Source organism: Mycolicibacter icosiumassiliensis (genome assembly GCF_900078685.2).
In the GTDB taxonomy this organism is placed as follows: Bacteria; Actinomycetota; Actinomycetes; order Mycobacteriales; family Mycobacteriaceae; genus Mycobacterium; species Mycobacterium icosiumassiliensis.
The window spans coordinates 511,511-534,331 of record NZ_LT546170.1 but is presented as its reverse complement, the minus strand read 5'-3'; the positions used below and the strand labels follow the sequence as shown (position 1 = coordinate 534,331).

The window sequence follows — 22,821 nt, the reverse complement described above, 5'->3', positions numbered from 1 at the left end:
CTTCGCCGCCGTTGGTTATGCCGGGGACGCTGCTGCGGCGTGTCGCTCAGCTGCATCCGCCCTGGACATGGTATCGACCCGGGGTGCCACGGCGGCACCCTTCTACGGCGGAGAATCGGATAAGACCAGGTCACGAAGGGGTCACGGCGGCTTGGCCGGGGTCAGGCGGTGCCGGGCTTTGGCGCCGGAGCCGATTTTTTAGGGGGCGGGGGACCCGTGATACGCTCCCCCGGTTGCTCGGGCGAGTGGCGGAATGGCAGACGCGCTGGCTTCAGGTGCCAGTGTCCTTCGGGACGTGGGGGTTCAAGTCCCCCTTCGCCCACAGTGAGCGGTCATCCGAACCGCAGGCACAAAGGCCACGAACCGTTTCCGGTTCGTGGCCTTTGTGCTTTGTCCCTACTTATCGGGCCGCCCTCCGCATCACCAAAGCGGATCGCGGCCGTTCCAGGCGATGAGCCGGTCGATGGCGGGGGCGTCGTCGGGCACCGGGACGGCTTCGGCGAACGGCATGGCCACCTCGTCCAGGCCCATCGCGGCCGAGATCTGCTCGTAGAGCGCCCGGCGGTTCTCGGCCGGCAGGATCCGGTGCGCCGACTGCAACGCTGCGGCGATCACCGTGTCGTCCCAGTCGGGCTGCTGGCCGGTCGCCACTGCAAGGTCCCAGGTGTGGACCGTGATCTCGGAGATGTAGGACGCCAGAATTTCGGCGCCGCTGCCTTGGATCCACGGCAACGCCATGGGCTGTTGGAGCACGGCGTCGTCGCTCCAGGCGTCGGCGGCGCGTCGGCCGGACTCCTGCCAGGCGTCGGCCCAGCGATCGTCGGAGACCTGCGGCACGGCGACGGCGAAGGGATTCTCGCCGTTGCCGAGTGCGGCCACTCGGTCGAGAACGCCGACCAGGTGAGTCAGCATGGTCTGCACGTTCATCTCGGTGCAGGGCGTCAGGTTGGCGAACTGGTCGGAGCGGACGCCGGCGATCACGGCGCCGGCGGTGGCAACGGCCCGGTCGAGAACGGGCCGCGGGTCGGTCAGAGGGGCTACGGGAGAGCTGGTTGGTGTGGTCATGGCGTCATTGTGGTGCCCATAACCGGACACCTAGTGGCCGGTTTTATGTGCGATTCTGCTGGGGTGCGCGCTGACCGGCTGCTAGCCACCCTCCTGCTGCTGCAACAACGCCAGCAGGTGACCGCCCTGGAGGTCGCCCGGGAACTGGAGGTGTCCGAGCGCACCGCCCGCCGCGACCTCGAAGCGCTCAGTGTCGCCGGCGTCCCGGTGTACTCCATGCAGGGCCGCGGAGGCGGGTGGCGCCTGCTGGGCGGCGCTCGTACCGACCTTTCGGGGCTGACGGCAAGCGAAGCCCGCGCCCTGTTTCTCGTCGCAGGACCCGCTTCGACGGCAACCCCGGAAGTCAAGGCTGCCCTGCGCAAGCTCGTTCGTGCGCTGCCCGAGCCCTTCCGGGAGCAGGCCGAGGCCGCCGCGACATCACTGGTGGTGGATCCACGGCACTGGGGGGCCAGTCAGGTGGTGCCGCGACCACCGCAGTTTCTCGACGCGCTGCAAGAGGCGGTGATCCGCGGCATCCAGGTACGGCTCGGCTACGTCGACCGCCAAGGTGCCGAGACCGAGCGGACCGTCCACCCCCTGGGCATCGTCGCCAAGGGCCCGACGTGGTACCTGGTCTCCCAGACGGAGGCCGGTCGACGGACCTTTCGGATCGACCGTGTCTCGTCGGTCGAGTTGACCAACGATCCCGTGCAGCGGCCCGAGGGGTTCGACCTTGCCGAGAGCTGGCGGGAGATCGCCGACGAGGTCGACCGCAAGCGCACCCCGCTCGAAATCCAGGCCCGGTGCGTTCCCGACGGGCTCGGCTTGCTCCGGATGATGCTCGGGGGCCGCCTTGAGGTGGGCGGCTCCACGCCCGATGGCCGGATCGAGGTGGTGATCCGCGGCCACAGCGAATACGCCCTCGCCGGCCAGCTCGCGGGACTTGTCGAATGGCTCGACGTGACCGGCCCGCAGGGTGTGCGTGACCACCTGGCCGCGGTCGGCGCCGCGCTCGTGGAGCGGTATCGCTGAGCGGGATGCCCCACGGGACGGCTAATACGCCGTCGCCACGTTCTCCTTGGCCCAGCGCTTTTCGGCGTCCGAGCCACCCGGCGGCGGAACGAGCCCGTTGATCATCCACAGTTCCTCGCTGGTCTCGTCGATGTGGAATTCCGAGTGCACGCCCGGGTGCCGCTCGAGGGTGGGACTTAGCATCTGGTTGATCCATTGGGTGATGCGCCGGCGGCTTTCGGTGTCGACGGCGTGCCGGGCGATGTGGTCGATGACGACGCGAATACCGACCTGCGTCGGCTCGCCACCGACATAGAAGTCCTCCGGCTCGATCTCGTGAAAGACGGTGACCACGTAGAAGCGCGGCAGCCCGGCGCTCTCATAGTGGTCGGTGATGCGGGACGCCAGCGCGCGCTTCTCCTCGGCGTTGAAGATCCCGGGGGTGTGGTGAATTGTCCACAGTGGCATGACGGTTCAGTGCTCCTTGGTTGGTTGGGGTGCGCTCAGTGCGACAGGGCGAAGGACAGGTTTTCGACCGGGCCGGACAGCGCGGCTTTGACGCCGACCGACACGTCGTCGGCCAGTACCTCGAGGGCACCGGATTCCACGCCGTCGACGATGCGCCGCGCCACCTCGGCCGGGGCCACCTTGGGGATGGTGATGGCCGAGACCATGTCGGTGTCGATGAAGCCGGCGTGCACGCCGACCACCTGCGTGTGCTGCGCGGCCAGCTCGGTGCGCAGCGAGTTGGTCACCGACCAGGCGGCGGCCTTGGAAGCGCCGTAGGCGCCGGAGCCGGCCAGCCAGGACAACACCGAATGCATGTTGACCAGCACCCCGCCCCCGTTGGCCGCCAGGATCGGCGCGAACGCGCGCGCCACCCGCAACGGCCCGAAGACGTTGACGTCAAAGGTGTCGGTGATGTGCTCGAATGAGCCGGTCAGCAACGAGTCCGGCAACAGCACGCCCGCGTTGTTGAATATGACCTCGGCGTCGCGGGCCACCTCTGCCAGTGCCGCCACCGACTCCGCGGACCGCACTTCCAGCGGGTGCGCCACCACCTGCGGACGCTCGTCAGTGAACGCGGTGCGGGCGGTCGAATACACCTTGGCCGCACCGCGGGCCAGCACCTCGTCCACCAGTGCCGCCCCCAGCCCGCGGCGTCCCCCGGTGACCACCACGACCTTGCCTGCTACTGCCACCATTTTCCGATCCTCTCCATCCTGACTAACGACAACGTTAGTAAGAGCGAAGCACGGATGTCTGGATAACGCAAGTGTTAGTCACGTAAGCTGGCCGACATGGAGTTCGAGCCTCGGTTGCGCGACCGCACACGGTGGACCGCCGGCGATGCGTGTTCGGTGGCCAGGCTGCTCGATGTGCTCAGCACCAAGACGGCGTTCCTGGTGGTGCGCGAATGCTTCTACGGCACCAGTCGCTTCGAGGACTTCACTGCGCGGTTGGGCGCCTCGGCGCCGGCGGTCTCTCGGGCGCTCAAGCAACTCGAGTCCGCCGGGATCATCCACCGGGTGCCCTACCAGGAATCCGGGCAGCGGATCCGCGACGAGTATCGGCTGACGCCCGCCGGCGAAGACCTGTTGCCGGTCTTTCTGTCCCTGATGCAATGGGGCGACAAGTACTTACAAGACGGGACACCGCCGCTGAGCTTCGTCGATGCGACCACCCAGCGGCGGGTGGGCGTCCGCGTCACCGACGATCTGGACGGTCCGATCACGGACGCCGACGACATCGAGATCCGCTGGAACGCACCACGCCGATCACGCTGACGAGCCGTCCCGCACGGCTCAGCTACCCGCCCGGTGCCGTACCGGGGAACCACTCCCTCACCGCTTCCCCTTCGGTGTCCCAGTCGAGGGCGCCTGCCGCAAGCCCGGCAGCACGTAGCGGCGCAGATGCCGCCGCACGGCCGACGGATCATCGGGGTCCATCTGGTTTCCCGGGACACTGCCCAGGCTGATCAGCACCCGCGCGATCCACTCACTGGCCTCGGGAATGTCGGTGTCGGGGTGGATGTCTCCGCCTTCGACGGCGGCCTCCACGAACGGCAACCAAAATGCCGCGAGGTCGGGCACCAAGCCGCGGACTCCCGCGCCGGCGCAGGCGGTGAACTCCTCCGGTTCGGCGGTGCGCAGCCGCATCAGCAGAGTGCCGGGATCGTCGTAGGCGCGGCGGCCGATCTGGACGCCGGCCACCAACTGGTCCTCGAAATCGGTGAGCGTGGACAGCTCGGCGCGGGTCTGCGCCCAGCTGGTCTCGATGAGCCGGATGATCGCCGCGCCCACCAGCGTCGGCTTGTCCGGGAAATTCCGGTATAGCCAGGCCCGGGACACCCCCGCGGCCTGGGCGACGTCGATCATCGTCGTCGCCCGAATCCCCTTGTCGGCCAGCAGTTTCTCGGTTGCATCGAGAAGCCGATCGGTCGTCGACGGGGACGCGGACGACGCTGACGCTGCGTTCACGACCACCTCCTGGTGGGTAAGCCTAACAAGGGAGTAGACACATCCGCAGAAGTGTGTACTATTGCGACGCGTCATGTAGACACTTCTGAAAACCTGTCTACCCCGAATCTCGGAGGTTCCCCTTGTCCTCACCTCGCACCGCGATCATCGGTGCCGGCATCAGCGGCCTGACCGCCGGAAAGATGCTGTCCGACTACGCGGTTGACTACACCTGCTTCGAGTCCTCGGACCGGATCGGCGGCAACTGGGCATTCGGCAACCCGAACGGGCATTCCAGCGCCTACCGGTCGCTGCACATCGACACCTCCAAGCACCAGCTGTCGTTCCGCGACTTCCCCATGCCGGATCACTACCCCGACTTCCTGCACCACACGCTGGTCAAGGAGTACCTGGAGTCCTACGCGGCGGCGTTCGAGCTCAAACGCAGCATCGAGTTCGACACCGAGGTCACCCACGCGCAGCGGCTACCCGGCGGCGGTTGGGAGCTGGAACTGGCTGGCGGCGGGCGCCGCCGGTTCGACCTGCTGGTCGTCGCCAACGGGCACCACTGGGATCCGCGGCTACCGGACTTCCCGGGCGAATTCAGCGGCGCGACACTGCATGCGCACCACTACATCGATCCTAAAACGCCGCGGACTTTTCCGGCAAGCGGATCCTGGTCGTTGGGCTGGGCAACAGTGCCGCCGACATCGCCGTCGAACTGTCGTCGAAGGCCCTGGACAACGAACTGACCCTGTCCACCCGCTCGGGCGCCTGGATCGTGCCGAAGTATCTGGCCGGCAAGCCCGCCGACAAGTACTTCCGGACCAGCCCGTACCTGCCGTTCTCCTGGCAGCGCAAGGTCGCCCAGTGGGCGCAGCCGATCATCGCCGGGCGTCCCGAGGACCTCGGGCTGCCCACCCCCAACCACAAGTTCTTCGAAGCGCACCCCACCCAATCGGTGGAACTGCCGCTGCGGCTGGGATCCGGCGACGTCATCCCCAAACCCGACATCAGCCGGCTCGATGGCGAGACCGTGCACTTCACCGACGGCACCAGCGGCCAGTTCGACATCATCATCTACGCCACCGGCTACAACATCACCTTCCCGTTCTTCGACCCGGAGTTCATCAGCGCACCGGCCAATCGGATCGACCTGTACAAGCGGATGTTCTATCCGGGCGTCGACGACTTGGTGTTCGCCGGTTTCGCTCAAGCCACCCCGACACTGTTCCCGTTCGTCGAGTCCCAGGCTCGCCTCATCGGCGCCTACGCGGCCGGGCGCTACCGGCTGCCGTCGGTTGCCGAGATGCGCCGGGTTATCGACGCGGACCGGCGCAAGTACACCGGCCACATGCTCGACACCCCGCGCCACACCCAGCAACTCGACTACTTCCTGTACGAACACGACATGCGCACCGCCGAGATCCCGCGCGGCACCCGACGCGCCACCGAACTGGGTGCGCCCCGATGGGCCGGGGTGTGCGAGATGGAGGCCTCCGCATGAGCACGACGATCCGATTCGGCAGCGACAAAGCCACGTGTGTCGGGCAGTTCTTCCCCGCCGCGCATGGTGACGACGACGGCGCCCCGGTCGTCGTGCTCGGACACGGCCTGGGCGGCACCGTCGACTCCGGCCTCATCCCGTTCGCGCAGCGACTCAGCGCAGCCGGCTTCGCTGCCTTCGCCTTCGACTACCGGTACTTCGGTGCTTCAGAAGCACAACCGCGCCAACGGATTTCCATGCAAGAACAGATCGACGACTTCCGTGCGGCATGCGCGGCTGCAGCCGAGCAGCCCGGTGTGGATCCGCGCCGGGTCGTGGTGTGGGGGGTCTCGCTGGGCGGCGGGCATGTCTTCGAGGTGGCCGCCACCACGCCCGGCGTTGCCGCCGCCATCGCACTGACACCACTGGTCAGCGGTCCGGCCGCTGCGGTCGCGGCACTGCCACATCACCGCCCCGCCACAATGTTGCGTTCGACGGCAACGGGTTGGCGCAGCGCGCTGACGCAACGCTTCGGTGGGCCGCCCGCGACCATCCCGCTGGTGGGCCGCCCCGGGGAGTTGGCCACCCTGACCGCCGACGGTTACCACGCGGCCTACACGGCCATGGCCGGACCGACCTGGCGCAACGAGATCGACGCCCAGGTCGGCGTGCAGCTCGGCGGCTACCGTCCGGCGGCCAAGCACGCCGAGGCCATCGCCTGCCCGATCCTGGTGCAGATAGCCGACTTCGACCGCGGCGCTCCCCCGCAGGCGGCCGCCAAAGCGGCGTTCGCGGCCCGCGCCGAAGTGCGGCACTACCCCTGCGACCACTTCGACGTCTTCGCCGGTGGCGACTGGTTCGATCAGGCCGTCGAGCACCAGATCGCGTTCTTGACCCGGCACCTGGTCGGCGCGACCGCTACGGTCACGGGTTAGGAGGTCTGATGGCCGAAACCATGCAGCAACTGCTCGCCGAACGCGGCGGTGACACCGGCCTGGCGGTGCTCTACAACGACGCCGACGGTGGGCAGACCCGCTGGACCTGGGCGGAATACCTGGACCGCGCGGCCCGGCACGGCGCGGCGGTGATCGCTCGCGCCGACACCGGCCGGCCGCTGCACGTCGGTGCCCTGTTGGGCAACACCCCCGCGATGCTCACCGCGCTCGCCGCGGCAGGGCTCGGCGGCTACGTCCTGTGCGGAGTCAACGACACCCGTCGCGGCTCGGCGCTCGCCGGCGACCTGCGCACCGCCGATGTGCAGATCCTGCTCGTCGATACCGCGCACCGCCCGCTGCTGCACGGACTGGACCTACCCGGCGTCACGATCATCGACGTCGACGACCCGGCCTGGGTCGGCGAGTGTGCCGACGCCGGGGTACTGCAGCCGCATCGGCAGGTCGGCCCGCTGGACCCCTTCATGCTGATCTTCACCTCGGGCACCAGCGGTGACCCGAAAGCCGTTCTGGTCAGCCACTTCATGGTGCTGGTGGCCGGGCAGAGTCTCACCGAGCGATTCGAGTTGGGCGCCGACGACGTGGTCTACCTGTCGATGCCGCTGTTCCATTCGAATGCGATCGCGGCCGGCTTCGGCCCCGCGGTGACCGCCGGTGCGGCGATGGCGCCGGCGAAGTTCTCGGCTTCGCGGTTCTTGGCCGACATCCGCGCCTACGGTGGCACCTATATGAACTACGTCGGTAAGCCGTTCGCCTATCTGCTGGCGCATCCCGAGCAGCCCGACGACGCCGACAATCCGCTGCGGGTCGCCTTCGGTAACGAGGCCTCCGAGCGCGACATCGGCGAGTTCGCCCGCCGGTTCGGCGTACACGTGGTCGACGCCTTCGGCTCCACCGAGAACGCCGTCACCATCACCCGCGATGAAGGCACCCCACCCGGGTCGGTGGGACGCGGCTTCCCCGGCGTCGCCATCTACAACAGCGACACGAAGGCCGAATGCCCGCCGGCGGTCTTCGACGAGCACGGGGTGCTGATCAACGCCGACGAGGCGATCGGCGAACTGGTCAACACCGCCGGGTCGGGATTCTTCTCGGGCTACTACAACAACGAGCGGGCCACCGCGGACCGGATGCGCGACGGCATGTACTGGTCAGGCGACCTCGCCTACGCCGACGCCGACGGCTGGATCTATCTGGCCGGGCGCACCGCCGACTGGATGCGCGTCGACGGCGAGAACCTGGCGGCGGCCCCGATCGAGCGGATCCTGATGCGCCACCCCGACATCAACCAGGCCGCGGTCTACGCCGTGCCGGACGGTAACGTCGGCGACCAGGTGATGGCCGCGCTGGTGCTGCGCGACGACGCCCAGTTGACCGAGGGCGAGTTCGCCGATTTCCTTGCCGCCCAAGAGGACCTCTCCCCCAAGGCCTGGCCGCGCTATGTCCGGGTGACCGCGCAGCTGCCCGCGACGGCAACCAACAAGATCCTCAAACGCGTGTTGGTGGCCGACGGCACCGACGTCGGTGGGGACAGGCTGTGGGCCCGTCCCGACCGAGAGCGCAGCTACCGAACCACCACGACGACGGGAGCGTGACCATGACGGCCCAAAAACCCGTGGCCCTGATCGTGGGCGGCGCGTCCGGGATCGGTCTGGCCACCGCGCACGCCCTGGTCGCGCGCGGCGACCACGTGGTGATCGCCGACATCAACACCGAAGCGGCACACCAGCGGGCCGCGGAACTCGGCGAGTCCGCCACCGCCGTCGCCGCGGACGTGACCGACGAGGCCAGTGTCGCAGCGGCATTCGCGGCCGCCCGCGAGGCCGGGCCGGTCCGCACGGTGGTCAGCTGCGCCGGCCTGTCGATCATCGGACCCATCGCCGACATCGAGCTGTCCGGGTGGCAGACCACCATCGACGTCTGCCTGACCGGCACCATGCTGGTGATCAAGCATGCGGCCCGCACTCTCGAAGCCGGCGGCAGCGTGGTCGCGATCTCCTCGCTCAACGGGCGCCAGCCCGGCACCACCATGGCCGCGTACTGCAGCGCCAAGGCCGGAGTGCTGATGCTGGTCCAGGTGGCCGCGCTGGAGCTGGGCCCGCGCGGCATCCGGGTCAATGCGGTCTCCCCAGGCCTGGTGGACACTCCCCTGGTCGCCGGCCTGGCGATGGTGCCCGGGCTCACCGACGAGTACATCGAGAACACCCCGCTGGGGCGTTCCGGTGTCCCCGACGACATCGCGCAGACCGTGGAGTTCTTGACCTCGGAGCGCGCCGGCTGGATCACCGGATCCGCCGTTGACGTCAACGGCGGTGCGCATCTGAAGCGCTACCCCGACGTGCTCGGCAAAGTACAAGCGTTAGCAACAGGATTCGAGGGATGAAGCGATGCGCAGTGTCGTAATTGATGGGCCCGGATCGATCCGTGTCGACAACCGCCCCGACCCCGAGCTGCCCGGAGCCGATGGCGCCGTCGTCGAGGTGACCGCGACCGCGATCTGCGGTTCCGATCTGCACTTCTACGAAGGCGACTACCCCATCATCGACCCGGTTCCGCTGGGACATGAGGCGATCGGCACCGTCGTCGACGTCGGCTCGCAGGTGACCTCCGTGCGGGTCGGTGACCGGGTCATGGTTTCCTCGGTCGCGGGCTGCGGGCACTGCGCCGGGTGCGGCACCCTCGACCCCATCCGGTGTCATTCGGGCCCACAGATCTTCGGATCGGGCCTGCTGGGTGGTGCCCAGTCGGAGCTGCTTGCCGTGCCGGGTGCCGACTTTCAGCTCGCCCGCATCCCCGAGGGGATTCTTGACGCCGAAGCTCTGTTGCTCACCGACAACCTCGCCACCGGATGGGCGGCTGCGCTGCGCGCCGACATCCCGGTCGGCGGCACGGTCGCGGTGATCGGGTTGGGCGCGGTCGGCCTGTGTGCGGCGCGCAGCGCGCTGTTCCTGGGCGCAGCAACGGTTCTCGGCATCGATCCGGTGGGTCAGCGTCGGGAACGGGCTGCCCTGATGGGTGTGACGCCGGCCGAGCCGCCGACCACCGCCGCGGCCATGGAGCTCAGCGACGGCCGCGGTGTAGACGCGGTGATCGACGCCGTCGGCTCGGACACCACCATGTCCGACGCCCTGACCGCAGTACGGCCCGGCGGGACAGTATCGGTGGTCGGCGTGCATGACTTGGCGCCCTTCCCGTTCCCGGCGTTGCCGGCACTGCTGCGCAGCGTCACCCTGCGGATGACCACCGCGCCCGTGCAACAGACCTGGCCGCAGCTGGTGCCGCTGCTGCAATCGGGGCGGCTGTCGGTGGACGGGATCTTCACCACCGAAATGGCCTTGGACGACGCCGCCGACGCATATCGTGCAGTTGCGGCGCGATCCGGGGACGTAGTGAAGGTCCTGCTCACGCCGTAGCCTGAAACGACGCCACGGAACGAGAGGACCCGAATGGCGAAACGGATCGTGGTCTGGGGCACTGGATTTGTCGGCAAACTCGTCATCCCCGAGATCGTCAAACACCCGCTGTTCGAGCTGGTCGGCGTCGGCGTCAGCGACCCCGCCAAGGTGGGGCGCGACGTCGGTGAGATCTGCGGCATCCCCCACGTCGGCGTCACCGCCACCGACGATGTCGACGCCCTGATCGCCTTGGCGCCCGACGCATTGGTGCACTACGGTCCGACCGCCGCGCACGCGGCCGACAACATCGCGTTGATGACGCGCTTCCTGCGCGCCGGCATTGATGTCTGCTCCACCGCGATGACCCCGTGGGTCTGGCCCGGCCTCAAGCTCAACCCGCCGGACCTGCTGACGCCGATCACTCAAGCGTGCGAGGACGGCGGAGCGTCGTGCTTCACCACCGGCATCGACCCCGGATTCGCCAACGACCTGTTCCCGATGACCCTGATGGGGGTTTGCGCCGAGGTGCGCAAGGTGCGCGCCTCCGAGCTGTTGGACTACACCAACTACACCGGCGACTACGAGAACGAGATGGGGATCGGCCGCGACCCCGACTTCCAGCCCGTGCTCAAGATCCCCGAGGTACTGATCTTCGCCTGGGGCGGCACCGTGCCGATGATCGCGCACGCTGCCGGGATCGACCTCGATGAGATCACCACGACCTGGGACACCTGGGTGACTCCGAACGAACGCAAGACCGCCAAAGGCGTGATCGCTCCCGGCCAGGTTGCGGCGGTGCGGTTCACCATCAACGGCATCTACCGCGGCGAGACCCGTATCCAACTCGAGCACGTCAACCGGATTGGTCGAGACGCCGCACCGGACTGGCCGGCGGGCACCCAGGACGACGTCTACCGCGTCGATATCGAAGGGACGCCCAGTATTTCGCAGGAGACGGCATTCCACTTCACCGACGGTTCGGGTCGCGACGCGGCGACGGCCGGCTGTTTGGCCACCGGGTTGCGCGCGCTGAATGCGGTGCCGGCGGTCAACGAACTTCCGCCGGGCTGGGTGACGGCACTGGACCTGCCGCTGATCCCGGGAGCCGGCACCATCCGCTGAGAGCGGGATCGCCTACTTGGTGCCGGCTCGCCGCGGCCGTAGCCGCAGCGGCGGCATCGGCGGGGCGGGCAGCCGTTGCAGGCGGCCCTGATAGCCGCGGACCTCGCCGAACTGCTCGTCGCCGTCCTGCCAGCGGCGCCGGAACTCGACGATCTCGTCGTGGCTGCGACCGATGAAGTTCCACCACAGCACCAACTCCTCACCGAACGGCACCCCGCCCAGCACCAGGATCCGGGCGGGGGAGTCGCCGGTGTTGCGCAGCGGCAGCACCGCGCGGCCGGGGCCTTGATAGCCGAGCGCACCGACTCCCAGGCCCGTGCCGCCGAGGCTGACCGCGCCCTGATCGCACAACACCCCGTGTTCGAACGCGGGGTCGACGTCGAGCGCCAGTTCAGTGCGCGGATCCAGGTCGAGCTGGGCGCCCAGCAGGGGAGTGAACGACGGGACGGGAGAGTGGTACCCGGCCAACTCGCCGAGGAACACCAGCGCCGATGCTCCGGGGAGCGAAACAGGTTCGGGCGCAAAATGGTTGAAGTCGCGCACACCATGGCGAGCAGTATCGGGCAAGGCCACCCACAGCTGCACGCCGCGAAGGACAGGAGCCGCCTGGGGATCAACCGAGACCTCGGAGTGGCAGATGCCCGCGCCGGCCGTCATCAAGTTCAGTTCGCCGGGGTTCACCACCGCGTGCACGCCGCCGCTGTCGCGGTGCTCGACCCGCCCGCTGAACAGCCAGCTCGCCGTCTGTAGCCCGGTGTGCGGATGCGGGGGTACGTCCATGCCGCCGTCGGCGGCCACGTCCTGCGGTCCGTAGTGGTCGATGAAGCACCAGGCGCCGATCAGTGAGCGGTCCCGTTGCGGCAAGGTGCGCCGGACGGTGATGGCACGCGCTCCGCCCAGCGGCACCTCGCGGGGGTACAGCACCTTGATGTGATCTATGGGTGTTGCCGCACAGGCGAATTCATTCGGGGAGGTCTCTACATTGCTCAACTGTCCACCTCCGCGCCGAGCGCCAAGCCGCCGAGGTGATCCTACCGACTCACGTGCTGCTCAGGCCGCTGACCGAGGACCGAGCCGCCCGGCGGGCAGGTGAAAAACCGTCGCTGTCACCGGCAGCTGTTCACGTTCGTGGTTGGCCAGCAGCGTCTGGTTGTCGGGCAGCTCGCGGGTGTTGATCTCGCCGGCGGCAATCGCGCGCAGCAGCGCGTGGGCCTGGGCGAGTTCGGCCCGCTTGCGGTACTGGCCGCCGGGGAGCTTCACGCCGGCCCATACGCCGTATTCCTCGCCGCGTTCCACGGCGAGCGCCGCGCATTGGCGTTGCTGCGCGAGCGGGCAGCGCCGCAGGCATTGCAACCGCGCCTCGGTGGAGGACTGTTCGTAGGCCCGGGCCTTGGCGGCCCCGTCGGCTCCGTCGGCGTCGGGGTAGCCGAACCACAGTTCGGGGTTTGCGGAGCAGGGGGGTGCCATCGGAAGGACCTCCTCGTGGGCAGACCGAATAACGTAGATAGAAACGTATACGATCGAATACGGAGGACGCAACAGAAGTTGATAAAAACATATATGTAAGTAGTGCAGGGCCAGGCTGTGTACTATCCGTCCATGGCCGGGGCGCAACAATGAGCCGCGAAGCGGCGGGCGCGGCCATTCGGGCACTGCGGGAGGCGCGCGATTGGTCGCTGGCTGACCTCGCCGCCGCCACCGGGGTCAGCATCATGGGGTTGAGCTACCTCGAGCGCGGCGCCCGCAAACCCCATAAAGGCACAGTTCAGAAGGTTGAGAATGGGCTCGGCTTGCCGCCGGGCAGCTATTCTCGGCTCCTGGCGGCCGACGACGCCGACGCTGAACTGGCTCAGCTGACCTCTGCAGCCGGGTCGCAAACGTCCGCCGCCCGTCCCGCCGGAACCATCGTCGTCGACCGGCACAGCGACACTGAAGTGCTGGAGGGATACGCCGAGGCGCAGCTCGATGCGCTGCGTTCGGTGATCGCGAGACTGCCATCGGAAGCATCAGACGAATACGAGACGTATATTCTTTCCGTGATCACGCAGTGCGTGAAGGCGGAGATGCTCGCGGCCAGTTCGTGGCGGGTAGCGGTGAACGCGGGCGCCGATCACGCTGCCCGACTGATGGTGCACCTTCAGGCCCTGGAGGCCACCCGCATCGACCTGCTGCAACGAATGCCCGGCAGCCTGACCGCCCGCTTCGACCGGGCGTGTGCACAGTCGTCGTTGCCCGAACCGGTGATTGCGGCGTTGATCGGCGTCGGCCCCGAAGAGATGTGGGACATCCGAAACAGGGGGGTGATCCCGCCCGGCGCGCTGGCTCGAGTCCGGGCATTCGCCGACGGATCCATGGACGCGACAGATGGTGGCGACGAAGGGGGATAACAGTGGGCAACGGTGAGATGGAGCTACTGACGCGCGCCAATGAGCTGTTCGCGGGCACTCCACGGCCCGCGTCACTGGAATCCGGGCTGGACCGCTACGCCGAGCTGTTGACGCGCAACGCCATCACCGATACCGGCGCCGGGCATGACCGGTACCGGAAGGCAGTGCTTGCCCAGCGAGATCTGTTGCTGGCCACCGCACGTACCGATGCGCTGGCCACCACAATGCTGGCCGCGGCGGTCGCCGACCATGCTCGGGCGCGCCAGCAGACCGACGGCGTCGTTTCCGCTGCCCGCGCCGACGCGTCAGTTCCCCCGGACTCGCCGTTGGCGCACCGGGAGGCGATGCGCCGGAGCGCGGCCCGGCTACGCGCCCAACACGCCCACGTGGTGTCGGCGCGGCATCGCGCGCGGGCGCACCGCGCGGGGTTGCGGCGGCTGCGTTACCGGGGGGTGCGGCGCAGGCCCGTGGGCTTGGATCGGTTGCGGCTGCCCAACACTCGTGCCGGGCTGGCGGTCCGCGCGGCACTGTCGCGACTTGGCAGACCGTATGTGTGGGGTGCGACCGGTCCCGACCGGTTCGACTGTTCGGGGCTGACCCAGTGGGCGTATCACCAGGCCGGCGTGCCGCTCTCGCGTACCACCTACACGCAGATCCACGAAGGAATCCCGGTGCCGCGCTCCCAGATTCGGCCCGGCGACCTGGTCTTCCCCAGCACCGGGCATGTTCAGCTGGCGATCGGCGGGAACCGAGTGATCGAAGCCCCGCACGCCGGCGCAACTGTGCAGATCAGCCCCCTGGGCGCGCATGTGGCGATCCGGCGTCCGGTGCCGTGATCGGGACATCCCCACCGGGTGCTCGGGTGAATTGTCGGGTTCAGTGGGCCTCGGTACAGTCACCGGCCATGAAGCGGTCAGCAACCCGCGACGACGTGCTTGATGCGATCGACCGCATCGAACGGGCCGGTGACCAACAGCAGGGCCGAGCGGCGCACGCCATGAAGCTTGCCGAAGCGGCTCTGGCGCAGCAACTGTCGACCGTCGCGGATTTCGACCGGCGGATCATCGAAGCGTTGCGCCAGGCGCACAAGACCACCCTGGAAGGCCGACGTCGCCTTGATGAACTCGAGACCGAGATTGCCGGCGCCGCAGGGTCCTGGGACCTGAGCACCGCCGCGGGGGCGCGTGAATTCCAGCGGTTCTTGATCGACAGACTGGGGCAGATCATCAGAGTGGTCGAAGAGGCTAACGATGATGACGCCTCCAAGCAAGCGCTGGCCACCGCATTGACGGGGCTGTACGCCGCCAGGCAATCGGATCACGACGAGCCGACTCCCGCCGAGGACGGCGAGCCGCCCTCGGGGGATCCGGATACCGATCCTTACCTGGACGTACTGGCCGATGACGAGCCTGAGGCGGATGACCTGGAGGCTCCGCAAGGGCTGCCGCGGTTGGCGACGCCGACGTTCCCGAGCATGGGTGCCGACGGACCAGGCTTGGGTGCGATGCCGGCCGCTATGCCCGCCGGATTTCCGTTGACGGGGCTGACGCCTGGACTGGGCCGTGACGACCTGCCCGCGGGGGACGATTACCGGCCCGAGGATGCGACTGCGGCCGATGCTCCGGATGGCGCCGACGAAGCCGTCGACGCTACGCCGTCACCGGACCCGGGGGAGCAGGGCCCGATCGCCGTACGGCTGCCCGACGGCGAGACCACGACCGTGGCCAATCCGCAACTGGCGGCAGCGATGCAGGCCGTCGCCGACGGACAATCTGTCGTGGAGGCATTCCGCAGCCAGGGCATCCACATCCCACCGCCTGGCACACCGGTGCTGGCGGCGGTCGATGTGGCCAGCCTGCGACCAGGCGACATCGGCGTGTTCACCGACCGTCACGCCCTCGCTGTGGGGGCCGGCAAGGCGCTGCTGGACGGGCAAGTCCATCTCGTCGAGAACCTGCGCGGTCCGGGATTCCTGGGTTGGCAGCATCCGCCGGACCTGGTCCAGGAGGAGCCCGCGCCTCCCGCCGAGCCGGTCGCGACCAGGCCGGCGTGGACGCTCGGTGGCCTCATGAGCTTGAAAAAGGCGGCTCCAACCGTCATCGTCGATTAGCCAGGAAGGTGGAACATGCCCGAGAAGATCCACGTCAACCAGGACGTTCTGACCAATGCGGCTGCGAACCATCAAGAGGCGTCGGACTACCTGTCCACCGTTGCGGCCGCGCACGAGGGGATTCAGGCGACCCTGAACTCGCTCGGTCCGATCTACGGCGACTTTCGCCAGGCCGCGGGTTCGCTGCTGGACGCACGCAAGGACTGCTACGAAGACCAGTCCAGTGAACATTCGACAGTCTCCGACAATCTGCACCGCGCAGTGGCGACGTGGAACAAGAATGAAGACGACGCCGCCAAGGCCTTCGGGCACCTCACCGACGGGCACCGATGACTGAGCCGAATCCGGCTTTCGACACGATCCACCCCAGTGGTGATGTGCTGTTCCGGTCTTGCCGCGGCGGATATCTGCACAGTGTGGTGCTCACTGAGGCGGTGATGGACACCGACGTGCACCGGTTGGCGGAGGCGATCGTCCTGGCTGCGGACGTCTCGTTTCTCAAGGCGGCGTTGGAGATTCGGGGCGAGATCGTCACGACCGGGCACGTGCCCTCGGCCGCGGTGCCGACCAATGACGATCTGCGGGTGGCTACCGAGCGGCTGCTGGCCCACAAACTGCACCCGGGTTCGAACACCGGCGGCTAAAGCACCCACCTTCCGGCGGCGTCGGCGTTGGGGGCGATGTCTGTTGGGGGATCAACGACCATGTCGCCGAACAGTTTACGGGCCCGCTCCAGCAAAGCGAGTACTTCGCTCAACTGCGCTGCACACCCCGTGCCCGGGGACCCGATATCAGCCACGATTTGCACGCTACCGACCGGTCCAGGAGCTGACAATTCACCGCGCGGCGGTTGTGGAAGATTGCCCGAATGCCGTGGGCGGCGTGGCTCGATGGGGGCGAATTCGGACAGGAGCGCCGGGACGGCAACGGTACGCTGGCGCGGTGGCACTCTTCGGTCGACGGTCGGCGCGTCAGCGTCTCCGGGACGCGGCCCGGGAATCACTGACGATCCCGGCCTTCAGCGCTCCGGTCGACTGTAGTACCTGGGTGCTCGGCGGCCTGTGGCCCGCCGAGCTGGCGACGATCACCCCGGAGACAGCCCCGCTTGCCGACTATCTCAATGCCGACCTGCAGCGCATCGCGCATTCGGCCAACGAGAAGCTCTACGCCATCAGTCGATCAGATCTGGTCGGGCCGGCCCGTCAGGCCGCGGAGACCCGGGTTATCAACGTCGCCAGGGCGTTCGCCGTCCTCCGGGTGGAGTCGACGGTGCGCCAACTCCACAAGGAGGCCCTGGAGTTCGGCAAGGAGTACATCAGCCTCGACGCGGCTCCGGCACCAGCGCCTGCCCCGGCTCCGGTGGTGCCGGCCGCCGAGGTCCCGGCCGAACCCGTTGTGGCGCCGCGCCCGCCCGAGCCGCCCGAGCCGCCTACGGACGCACCTGCCCAGCCGGCCCGGCATAGGTTGCCGGAAACCGTCACCGCCGCCGCGCCCGAGGTGGCGCCATTCGATCCGGCACCGGAGGTCGTCGAAGTGCCCGCGACGCCGGAGGTGTTGGAACCGGAACGTCCCGCGGAGCCGTACGCGGCGCCGCCGACCGTGATCGACAGCGTCGAGGACGAGCAACCGCCGACGGCCGCATTCCCGACCGAAGCGATCGACGTAGCGCCGGTCGAGCCAGCCGTTGTTCCCGCCGCCGAACCGGTCGTTGTCCCCCCGGGCGAGCCGGTCGTGGTGCCGCCGGCCGAACCGGTCGACGTCACCCCGGCCGAGCCAGTCGTTGTACCGCCGGCCGAGCCGGCTCCCACCGCCCCGGAACCACCCGCGGCGGCCCCGCCCGAACCCGTTCCGCCGACGCCTGTCGCGCCGACGGTCGCCGAATCCGACGAACAGCGACTCCAGCGCTTGCTGGCCTTTGTGGCCCGTCAGGAACCCGGATTGCGCTGGGCGATCGGCACCTTTGCCGACGGCACTACCAAACTGGTCACCGATATCGCCAACGGATGGATCCCGTCCGGGATCGAGCTGCCGGACGGGGTGCAACTGCTGGAACCTGATCGCCGTGGTGGTACCGCCACCGAGATGCTGGGCAACCCGACCGAGTCGGCCAGCTACAGCCCTGGCGATCGCCTCGGTTGGGCGAGTGATTTCGCGGCGACCGACACCTCGGTACAGCCTCGCAAGCTGGCGCCTATCGACGACCTCGGCTGGCAGCTCAGCGAGGCCACCCACTGGCGCGAAGGACTGCCGCGGATGGCCAACACCCTGGTGAAGGCGGGTGCCGCTGGTACCGGGGTGGTGGACGCCGAAATCGACTTATTGCGTGTGCATCTGGACACCCTGCGCTATCAGCTGCTGGCGCAGTATCCCGACTCCGACACTGCCCTGGTGCTGAACTGCATGTTGTTGGCCGCCACCGAAGGGATCGCGACCGGAGACATGGTTTCGGCCAACTACCACTACAGCTGGTTTCGGACCCTCAGCGCGCCGCCCGCCAGCCAGTGGGATTCACAGACTTAACGGGCGTCGATGAATTGACGCTGTTCCCGCCGGCTGGACATACTTAGCCAATGTCGGGGGCGGAGAGCCGCGCGGAACTCAGCGACAAGGACCTCGTGGAGTCCGTGTTGCGGGATCTGCGTGAGGCCGCCGAGAAGTGGGAGGCGCTGGTCGCCGAGGCCGAGAACACAACCTACAGCGTCGATCTCGGTGACATCCGTGCCGTGGCCAACTCCGACGGCCGGCTGCTCGAACTGACGCTGCACCCGTGTGTGGTCAGCGATTACACCTACAGCGAGTTGGCGGATCGGCTCAATCTGGTCTTCACCGCACTGCGTGAAGAAGCCCAGTCCGACTTCGAAACGCGGTACGGCGCCAGCCCGGTCTGACAGCGGCTCGCGCCCTACCAGTTCAGGGCGGCCATCTCGCGTTTGGTGTCGCACACGGCGCGCACGGCGGAGTCGATGTCGACGGCGGTGATGGTCTTGAGGTCGTCGATTGTCACGGGCTGCCCGGCACGCTTCTGGGCGGCTACCCGAGTATCGCGGGCCAGTTCGGCCTCCTCGATCACGTTACGGGCGAATCGACCGTTGTGCATGACATTGATGCCGTGTTCGCCGCGCGGGCTGACGTAGCCACGGATCGTGGTCACCATCTCCAGGAACCGCTGGCGCGCTTCGGGATTCAATACAGTTGCGCGACTGGAGCCGTAGCGCTCACCGATCTCGACGATCTCCTCGGGGCTGTATGACTCGAACCGGATCTTGCGGTTGAACCGGCTAGCCAGACCGGGGTTGACGGTGAGGAATTCATCGACCTGGTCTTCGTAGCCGGCGGCCAGGAAGCAGAAGTCGAAGCGGTGCTTCTCCAGCGCGATCAGCAGCTGGTTGACGGCCTCCATGCCGATCATGTCCGGAGTTCCGTCCTGGTGACGCTCCACCAGTGAATAGAATTCGTCCATGAAAAGGATTCCACCCAAAGCTTTTTCGATCAACTCATTGGTCTTGGGGCCGGATGATCCGATGTGCTCGCCGCAGAAGTCGGACCGGCGTACCTCGGTGATCTCCGGGTTGCGCACAATACCCATGCCGGCGTAGATCTTGCCCAATGCCTCGGCTGTGGTGGTTTTGCCGGTACCGGGCGGCCCTACCAGCAGCATGTGGTTGGTCTGGCCCTCCACCGGCAGACCGTGTTCGAGTCGCATGGCGCGGATTTCGAGCTGGTCCTCCAACGCCTTGACCGCGCGCTTGACCTCCGCCAAGCCGACCTGCTTCTCCAGCTCGGCGCGACCCTGCTCCAACAGCTCAGCTCGGCGATCCAGCGCGTTGTGCTCGTCGAGTTCCGCGCGGCTTTTCGCCGAATCAGCATCCCAACGGTCGGTGCGACTGTCGATGATCTGTTCCTCGGTGACCACCAGGCGCAGATTCGGTTCGGCCAGCGCAGCCTTGGCCGGTTCGGTCAGCACACCGTTGATCGCCGCCTTGAACAGCCAGACCTGCGCCTTGTCCTCCTCGCCGAGCTGGCGGTGCACCATGCCACGCAGATAGGCGAGATCTGCTGCCAGCAAGGGGATCTCGCTCGGGTTGATCGAGGCGGTGAGCACACCGGCGGGAAACCGCTCCGACGAGCGGGTCTGTCCGGTGATGTCGACGCGGTCCAGCCAATCCAGTGCCACCCGGCCCTGGCCCAGGTGCGCGGCCGCATAGCCGGCCAGGGCGCACACCGATGCGGTGACCGCCGGCATCACGATCGCGCGGTCGGGGAGTTCTTCGGCGGCCACAGTCAGCAGATCCGGCCACCGCTGGGTGACGAACATCAGGTAGGCGCGGCCGAGCTGATGCCACTGGTGGTTGATCCAACTGTCGAGCAGAGCCTTGTCGGCCAGCAGGGCGTCCGCGCGCTCGTATTCACCGGCAACGGTCAGCGCCGATGCCAGGGCCAAACCCACGTGCGAGGCATCGGTCACCGTGATCGACAGGTACGGGCCCAGCGGAATCTGCGCGGCCAGGTGCCGGCCCAGCCGGGTGGTCTCCTTGTGCAGCCAGTCGCTGTTGGCGTAGAGCCGCTTGAGGGTGTCCAGGTCGGTGTCGCCGCACGCGATACGGCCCAGCCAGGCGTCGGCCATCGAGGGATCGGCCTCGGTGGCGGCGACGAAGTCCGCCCTGGCATCGGGGTTGGCGTCGGGGGAGCCGTAGCGCCCGTCCATGCTCACCATGGCCCGATCGAAGTATCGACGGGCCGCCAGCAAGTCACTCAATGTCTGTCGTCCTCTGTCGCGTGTCCAGGTTCTCTTCGCTGACAACCGATGCGATGCGGTGTCATCGCGACGACATCGGGGCCAGCGCCTCCGGGCTGCAGTACCGGTTTTCCGCCCGGAACAACTCCACCGTAGCCAGCCACGATTTTCCGCCGGCCGCAACTCGCACCGCGGTCCGGTCGATCTGCTCGATACTGACCTCGACCGCGTCCGGTGGGGGCGGCGGTGTCCCAGGTGGCGCCACGGTGATCACGGTGGCCGGCCGCGGTGACGGCGCGATCGGCCCGTCCACCACGCTGACGGTGGTGCGCGGTGTGGGCCGGGACTCGCCGACCACGGCCACCTCGGGCATTCGGACACTGGCCCAACGGGCCTTGTCCCGGGTGTGCACACAGACCCGTTCGCCGGCACCGGCCGCCCGGATCACGATGCGCTTGGCGATCAGATCCTCGGCGGCGATAAAGACCCGGCTCAATTCGCCGGAGTCGGTCAGCGGCACCATCAGCCGGTCGCCGTTGGCCAGCTTGCCGATCAGGACGCCCGACGGACCGATCTCGATGGGCAGGCTGGCCGGTAGCCGGCCCGGTCGCAAGCCGCGCAGCCGCGGGCGGGGGGCGCACATGTTGGCCTTCAGCGCGGCGGCCTGCTCCCCGTTGAGCCGGCGCAGCACCACCGACGGGGGAGTCGGGGCCGGTTGCGGGGTCTGCAGGGTGACGGTGGCCGTACATGTCCCGTCCGGGAGCACCGTGACGTTCTGGATCACCTCATCGACCGGCAGGGTCCAGGCCTGGGCCAGCAGCTGGGCACTGATCTGGCGGGCCGGATAGGCATAGGTCGTCACCCAACCGCCCTCGGTGCGCAGCGTTTTCCAGCGCTCGGCGCCGGCCAGCAGTGAACCACCGCCGAGGCGCCGATCCAGTTCGACCAGGTCGCTGGCGGTGGCCACCCGGGTGCGCAGGCCCTCGCAACGCAGCAGGCCGGCGATCCGTTGCGCGACGGCGACCGCGGTAGCACCCAGCGTGGTGCGCCAGCGCAGCGCCGCGGTGTTGTCGATGACCCGCAACCGCAGCACCAGCCAGGTCTCCCGTTGGCCGGCGTAGGGCGGTGTGCCGATCTCGGTGTCGTAGACCCGCGGGAAGTCGCCGGTGGTGGCTCGTCGCGCTCCGATGCTGATCACGCTCAGGGACTCCAGCACCAGCCCGAGCGCGTGCCGCAGCATCGGCAGCAGCTCGGCGACGTCCACGACGTTGTCGGTCTCCACGTTCACCGATCCGGTGGCCACGGTGGCCGCATGCGCCCGGCCCAACAGGTGCACCGCCACCACCGCCACACCGTCCTGAATGCGGACCCCGCCACCGGCGCGGTTGTTGGCCACCGTGATCGGCTCGCTCCAGGCGGCCTTCGCCGCCTTCGAGGGGCGTCGCAACCACAGCAGTGCCCACGACCACGCCGGCTGACCCCACCACGGCACCAGCACCACCAGCACCGCCAGCGCGACAGCCACCGTGACGCCGATCAGCCCGCCCAGTGCCCAGCCCGCCAGACCGCACAGGGCGATGGTCGCCGCGCACAGCAGCCGCCGGTTGCTCGACGGTGAGAACCCGGTCAGCCGGACCCGGTTCTGACTCACTTGGTGGCCCTCCGGATCCGTGCGGTGATCGCGGCCGCCAGGACGGTCGCGGCGATCACGCCGAGGAATCCCAGGGCCACAGTCCGGGCCCGATGGTCCGGCGGGGGTGGCGGCGGCGCCGGGGTGATCACCCGCTGCTGCGACCCCGGCGCCAGCGGGTCACCCGCCGGCACGTTGAACGTCAACGCCGCGACTGGATCGACCAATCCGTAGCCCACCCGGTTGTCGACGCCGGCGGGCGGATTGTGGGCGGTCTGCATGATCCGGTTGATGACCTGGTGCGCGGTGAGCTGAGGGTATTTGGCGCGGACCAGGGCAGCCACGCCGCTGACGTACGCGGCCGAGAAGCTGGTGCCCCAGAACGGCATGTTCCGTTCGCCGACCCGAATCGGCGGGTAGGCGTTGACCGGGCCACCGCCTTGGGGCGACAGGCCCATCACGTGGGTGGCCGGGGCGGCCACCCACGTG

General features: G+C 68.3%; 23 protein-coding genes, 1 tRNA gene and 2 pseudogenes. 16 read left to right on the top strand and 10 right to left on the bottom strand.

Translation table 11 applies throughout. The features are described from left to right. Positions 1–239 precede the first annotated feature (239 nt). Positions 240–322, top strand: a tRNA-Leu gene (locus BN4346_RS45225). Between the two features lie 98 nt (positions 323–420). On the opposite strand, the gene BN4346_RS45220 is transcribed toward BN4346_RS45225, so the two are convergent. Beyond that, positions 421–1,065 (bottom strand): TIGR03086 family metal-binding protein, encoded by a 645-nt coding sequence (locus tag BN4346_RS45220; RefSeq protein WP_078058861.1) that lies wholly within the window; start codon positions 1,063–1,065, stop codon positions 421–423. Between the two features lie 63 nt (positions 1,066–1,128). On the opposite strand from BN4346_RS45220, the gene BN4346_RS45215 reads away from it, so the two are divergent. Beyond that, the gene (locus BN4346_RS45215) at positions 1,129–2,076 is read left to right on the top strand and encodes a helix-turn-helix transcriptional regulator (protein ID WP_067976806.1); all 948 of its coding nucleotides are present in this window, start codon (positions 1,129–1,131) and stop codon (positions 2,074–2,076) included. Positions 2,077–2,097: 21 nt separating this feature from the next. Here the strand turns inward: BN4346_RS45215 and BN4346_RS45210 are convergent, their stop codons facing one another. After that, positions 2,098–2,523 (bottom strand): tautomerase family protein, encoded by a 426-nt coding sequence (locus tag BN4346_RS45210; RefSeq protein ID WP_067976805.1) that lies wholly within the window; start codon positions 2,521–2,523, stop codon positions 2,098–2,100. A 35-nt stretch (positions 2,524–2,558) separates the two neighbouring features. Then, positions 2,559–3,260 carry an SDR family oxidoreductase gene (locus BN4346_RS45205; RefSeq protein WP_067976804.1) on the bottom strand — a complete coding sequence of 234 codons (702 nt, stop codon included), beginning with the start codon at positions 3,258–3,260 and terminating at the stop codon, positions 2,559–2,561. A gap of 96 nt (positions 3,261–3,356) precedes the next feature. On the opposite strand from BN4346_RS45205, the gene BN4346_RS45200 reads away from it, so the two are divergent. Next, the gene (locus BN4346_RS45200) at positions 3,357–3,842 is read left to right on the top strand and encodes a winged helix-turn-helix transcriptional regulator (protein ID WP_067976803.1); all 486 of its coding nucleotides are present in this window, start codon (positions 3,357–3,359) and stop codon (positions 3,840–3,842) included. A gap of 57 nt (positions 3,843–3,899) precedes the next feature. Here the strand turns inward: BN4346_RS45200 and BN4346_RS45195 are convergent, their stop codons facing one another. Further along, entirely contained in the window at positions 3,900–4,535 is a 636-nt protein-coding gene (locus BN4346_RS45195; protein ID WP_067976817.1) for a TetR/AcrR family transcriptional regulator, read from the bottom strand. Between the two features lie 122 nt (positions 4,536–4,657). Between BN4346_RS45195 and BN4346_RS45190 the strand changes: the two are divergent. The 6 genes and pseudogenes from BN4346_RS45190 to BN4346_RS45165 all read left to right on the top strand — a co-directional run bounded on the left by BN4346_RS45190 (position 4,658) and on the right by BN4346_RS45165 (position 11,470). Next, positions 4,658–6,021 (top strand): annotated as a pseudogene (locus BN4346_RS45190) (flavin-containing monooxygenase). After that, the gene (locus BN4346_RS45185) at positions 6,018–6,935 is read left to right on the top strand and encodes an alpha/beta hydrolase (protein ID WP_067976802.1); all 918 of its coding nucleotides are present in this window, start codon (positions 6,018–6,020) and stop codon (positions 6,933–6,935) included. Before BN4346_RS45190 ends, BN4346_RS45185 begins: the two are co-directional and overlap by 4 nt. Positions 6,936–6,943: 8 nt before the next feature. Further along, positions 6,944–8,548, top strand: coding sequence for a fatty-acid--CoA ligase FadD1 (gene fadD1, locus BN4346_RS45180; protein WP_067976801.1), 1,605 nt, complete (start codon positions 6,944–6,946; stop codon positions 8,546–8,548). A gap of 2 nt (positions 8,549–8,550) precedes the next feature. Continuing rightward, positions 8,551–9,336 carry an SDR family NAD(P)-dependent oxidoreductase gene (locus BN4346_RS45175; RefSeq protein ID WP_208863314.1) on the top strand — a complete coding sequence of 262 codons (786 nt, stop codon included), beginning with the start codon at positions 8,551–8,553 and terminating at the stop codon, positions 9,334–9,336. Positions 9,337–9,340: 4 nt separating this feature from the next. Beyond that, the gene (locus tag BN4346_RS45170) at positions 9,341–10,366 is read left to right on the top strand and encodes an alcohol dehydrogenase catalytic domain-containing protein (RefSeq protein WP_067976800.1); all 1,026 of its coding nucleotides are present in this window, start codon (positions 9,341–9,343) and stop codon (positions 10,364–10,366) included. Positions 10,367–10,399: 33 nt separating this feature from the next. Continuing rightward, positions 10,400–11,470: an NAD(P)H-dependent amine dehydrogenase family protein gene (locus BN4346_RS45165; protein ID WP_067976799.1), complete on the top strand. Its 1,071-nt coding sequence runs from the start codon at positions 10,400–10,402 to the stop codon at positions 11,468–11,470. Positions 11,471–11,482: 12 nt separating this feature from the next. On the opposite strand, the gene BN4346_RS45160 is transcribed toward BN4346_RS45165, so the two are convergent. Both BN4346_RS45160 and BN4346_RS45155 read right to left on the bottom strand, forming a co-directional pair. Next, positions 11,483–12,460 carry a pirin family protein gene (locus tag BN4346_RS45160; protein ID WP_067976798.1) on the bottom strand — a complete coding sequence of 326 codons (978 nt, stop codon included), beginning with the start codon at positions 12,458–12,460 and terminating at the stop codon, positions 11,483–11,485. Between the two features lie 60 nt (positions 12,461–12,520). Next, positions 12,521–12,937 carry a WhiB family transcriptional regulator gene (locus BN4346_RS45155; RefSeq protein WP_067976797.1) on the bottom strand — a complete coding sequence of 139 codons (417 nt, stop codon included), beginning with the start codon at positions 12,935–12,937 and terminating at the stop codon, positions 12,521–12,523. 149 nt (positions 12,938–13,086) lie between these two features. Here BN4346_RS45155 and BN4346_RS45150 point away from each other — a divergent pair, with 149 nt between their 5' ends. The 5 genes from BN4346_RS45150 to BN4346_RS45130 all read left to right on the top strand — a co-directional run bounded on the left by BN4346_RS45150 (position 13,087) and on the right by BN4346_RS45130 (position 16,611). After that, positions 13,087–13,857, top strand: coding sequence for a helix-turn-helix domain-containing protein (locus tag BN4346_RS45150; protein WP_067976796.1), 771 nt, complete (start codon positions 13,087–13,089; stop codon positions 13,855–13,857). 2 nt (positions 13,858–13,859) lie between these two features. Continuing rightward, entirely contained in the window at positions 13,860–14,693 is an 834-nt protein-coding gene (locus BN4346_RS45145) for a C40 family peptidase (protein ID WP_067976795.1), read from the top strand. Positions 14,694–14,761: 68 nt separating this feature from the next. Further along, the gene (locus BN4346_RS45140) at positions 14,762–15,967 is read left to right on the top strand and encodes a DUF4226 domain-containing protein (RefSeq protein ID WP_067976794.1); all 1,206 of its coding nucleotides are present in this window, start codon (positions 14,762–14,764) and stop codon (positions 15,965–15,967) included. A gap of 15 nt (positions 15,968–15,982) precedes the next feature. Next, the gene (locus tag BN4346_RS45135; protein ID WP_067976793.1) at positions 15,983–16,300 is read left to right on the top strand and encodes a type VII secretion target; all 318 of its coding nucleotides are present in this window, start codon (positions 15,983–15,985) and stop codon (positions 16,298–16,300) included. After that, entirely contained in the window at positions 16,297–16,611 is a 315-nt protein-coding gene (locus BN4346_RS45130) for a DUF2694 family protein (protein WP_067976792.1), read from the top strand. The genes BN4346_RS45135 and BN4346_RS45130 overlap by 4 nt, the downstream gene beginning before the upstream one ends. Here the strand turns inward: BN4346_RS45130 and BN4346_RS48305 are convergent. After that, positions 16,608–16,766, bottom strand: coding sequence for a hypothetical protein (locus BN4346_RS48305; protein WP_167666271.1), 159 nt, complete (start codon positions 16,764–16,766; stop codon positions 16,608–16,610). The genes BN4346_RS45130 and BN4346_RS48305 overlap by 4 nt on opposite strands. Before the next feature lie 143 nt (positions 16,767–16,909). Between BN4346_RS48305 and BN4346_RS45125 the strand changes: the two genes are divergently transcribed. Together BN4346_RS45125 and BN4346_RS45120 are read left to right on the top strand one after the other, a co-directional pair. Continuing rightward, positions 16,910–18,487 (top strand): DUF5631 domain-containing protein, encoded by a 1,578-nt coding sequence (locus BN4346_RS45125; protein ID WP_078058858.1) that lies wholly within the window; start codon positions 16,910–16,912, stop codon positions 18,485–18,487. A gap of 50 nt (positions 18,488–18,537) precedes the next feature. Next, positions 18,538–18,855 carry a DUF2710 family protein gene (locus BN4346_RS45120; protein ID WP_067976791.1) on the top strand — a complete coding sequence of 106 codons (318 nt, stop codon included), beginning with the start codon at positions 18,538–18,540 and terminating at the stop codon, positions 18,853–18,855. 14 nt (positions 18,856–18,869) lie between these two features. On the opposite strand, the gene eccA is transcribed toward BN4346_RS45120, so the two are convergent. From eccA to BN4346_RS45105, 3 genes and pseudogenes are all read right to left on the bottom strand, one after another. Next, a complete protein-coding gene (gene eccA / locus BN4346_RS45115; RefSeq protein WP_235653819.1) occupies positions 18,870–20,681 on the bottom strand; it encodes a type VII secretion AAA-ATPase EccA in 1,812 nt (603 codons plus the stop codon). Positions 20,682–20,784: 103 nt separating this feature from the next. Continuing rightward, positions 20,785–22,353 (bottom strand): type VII secretion protein EccE, encoded by a 1,569-nt coding sequence (gene eccE, locus BN4346_RS45110; RefSeq protein WP_078058857.1) that lies wholly within the window; start codon positions 22,351–22,353, stop codon positions 20,785–20,787. Continuing rightward, positions 22,350–22,821 (bottom strand): annotated as a pseudogene (locus BN4346_RS45105) (S8 family serine peptidase); the annotation flags it as partial. The gene eccE and the pseudogene BN4346_RS45105, both read right to left, overlap by 4 nt.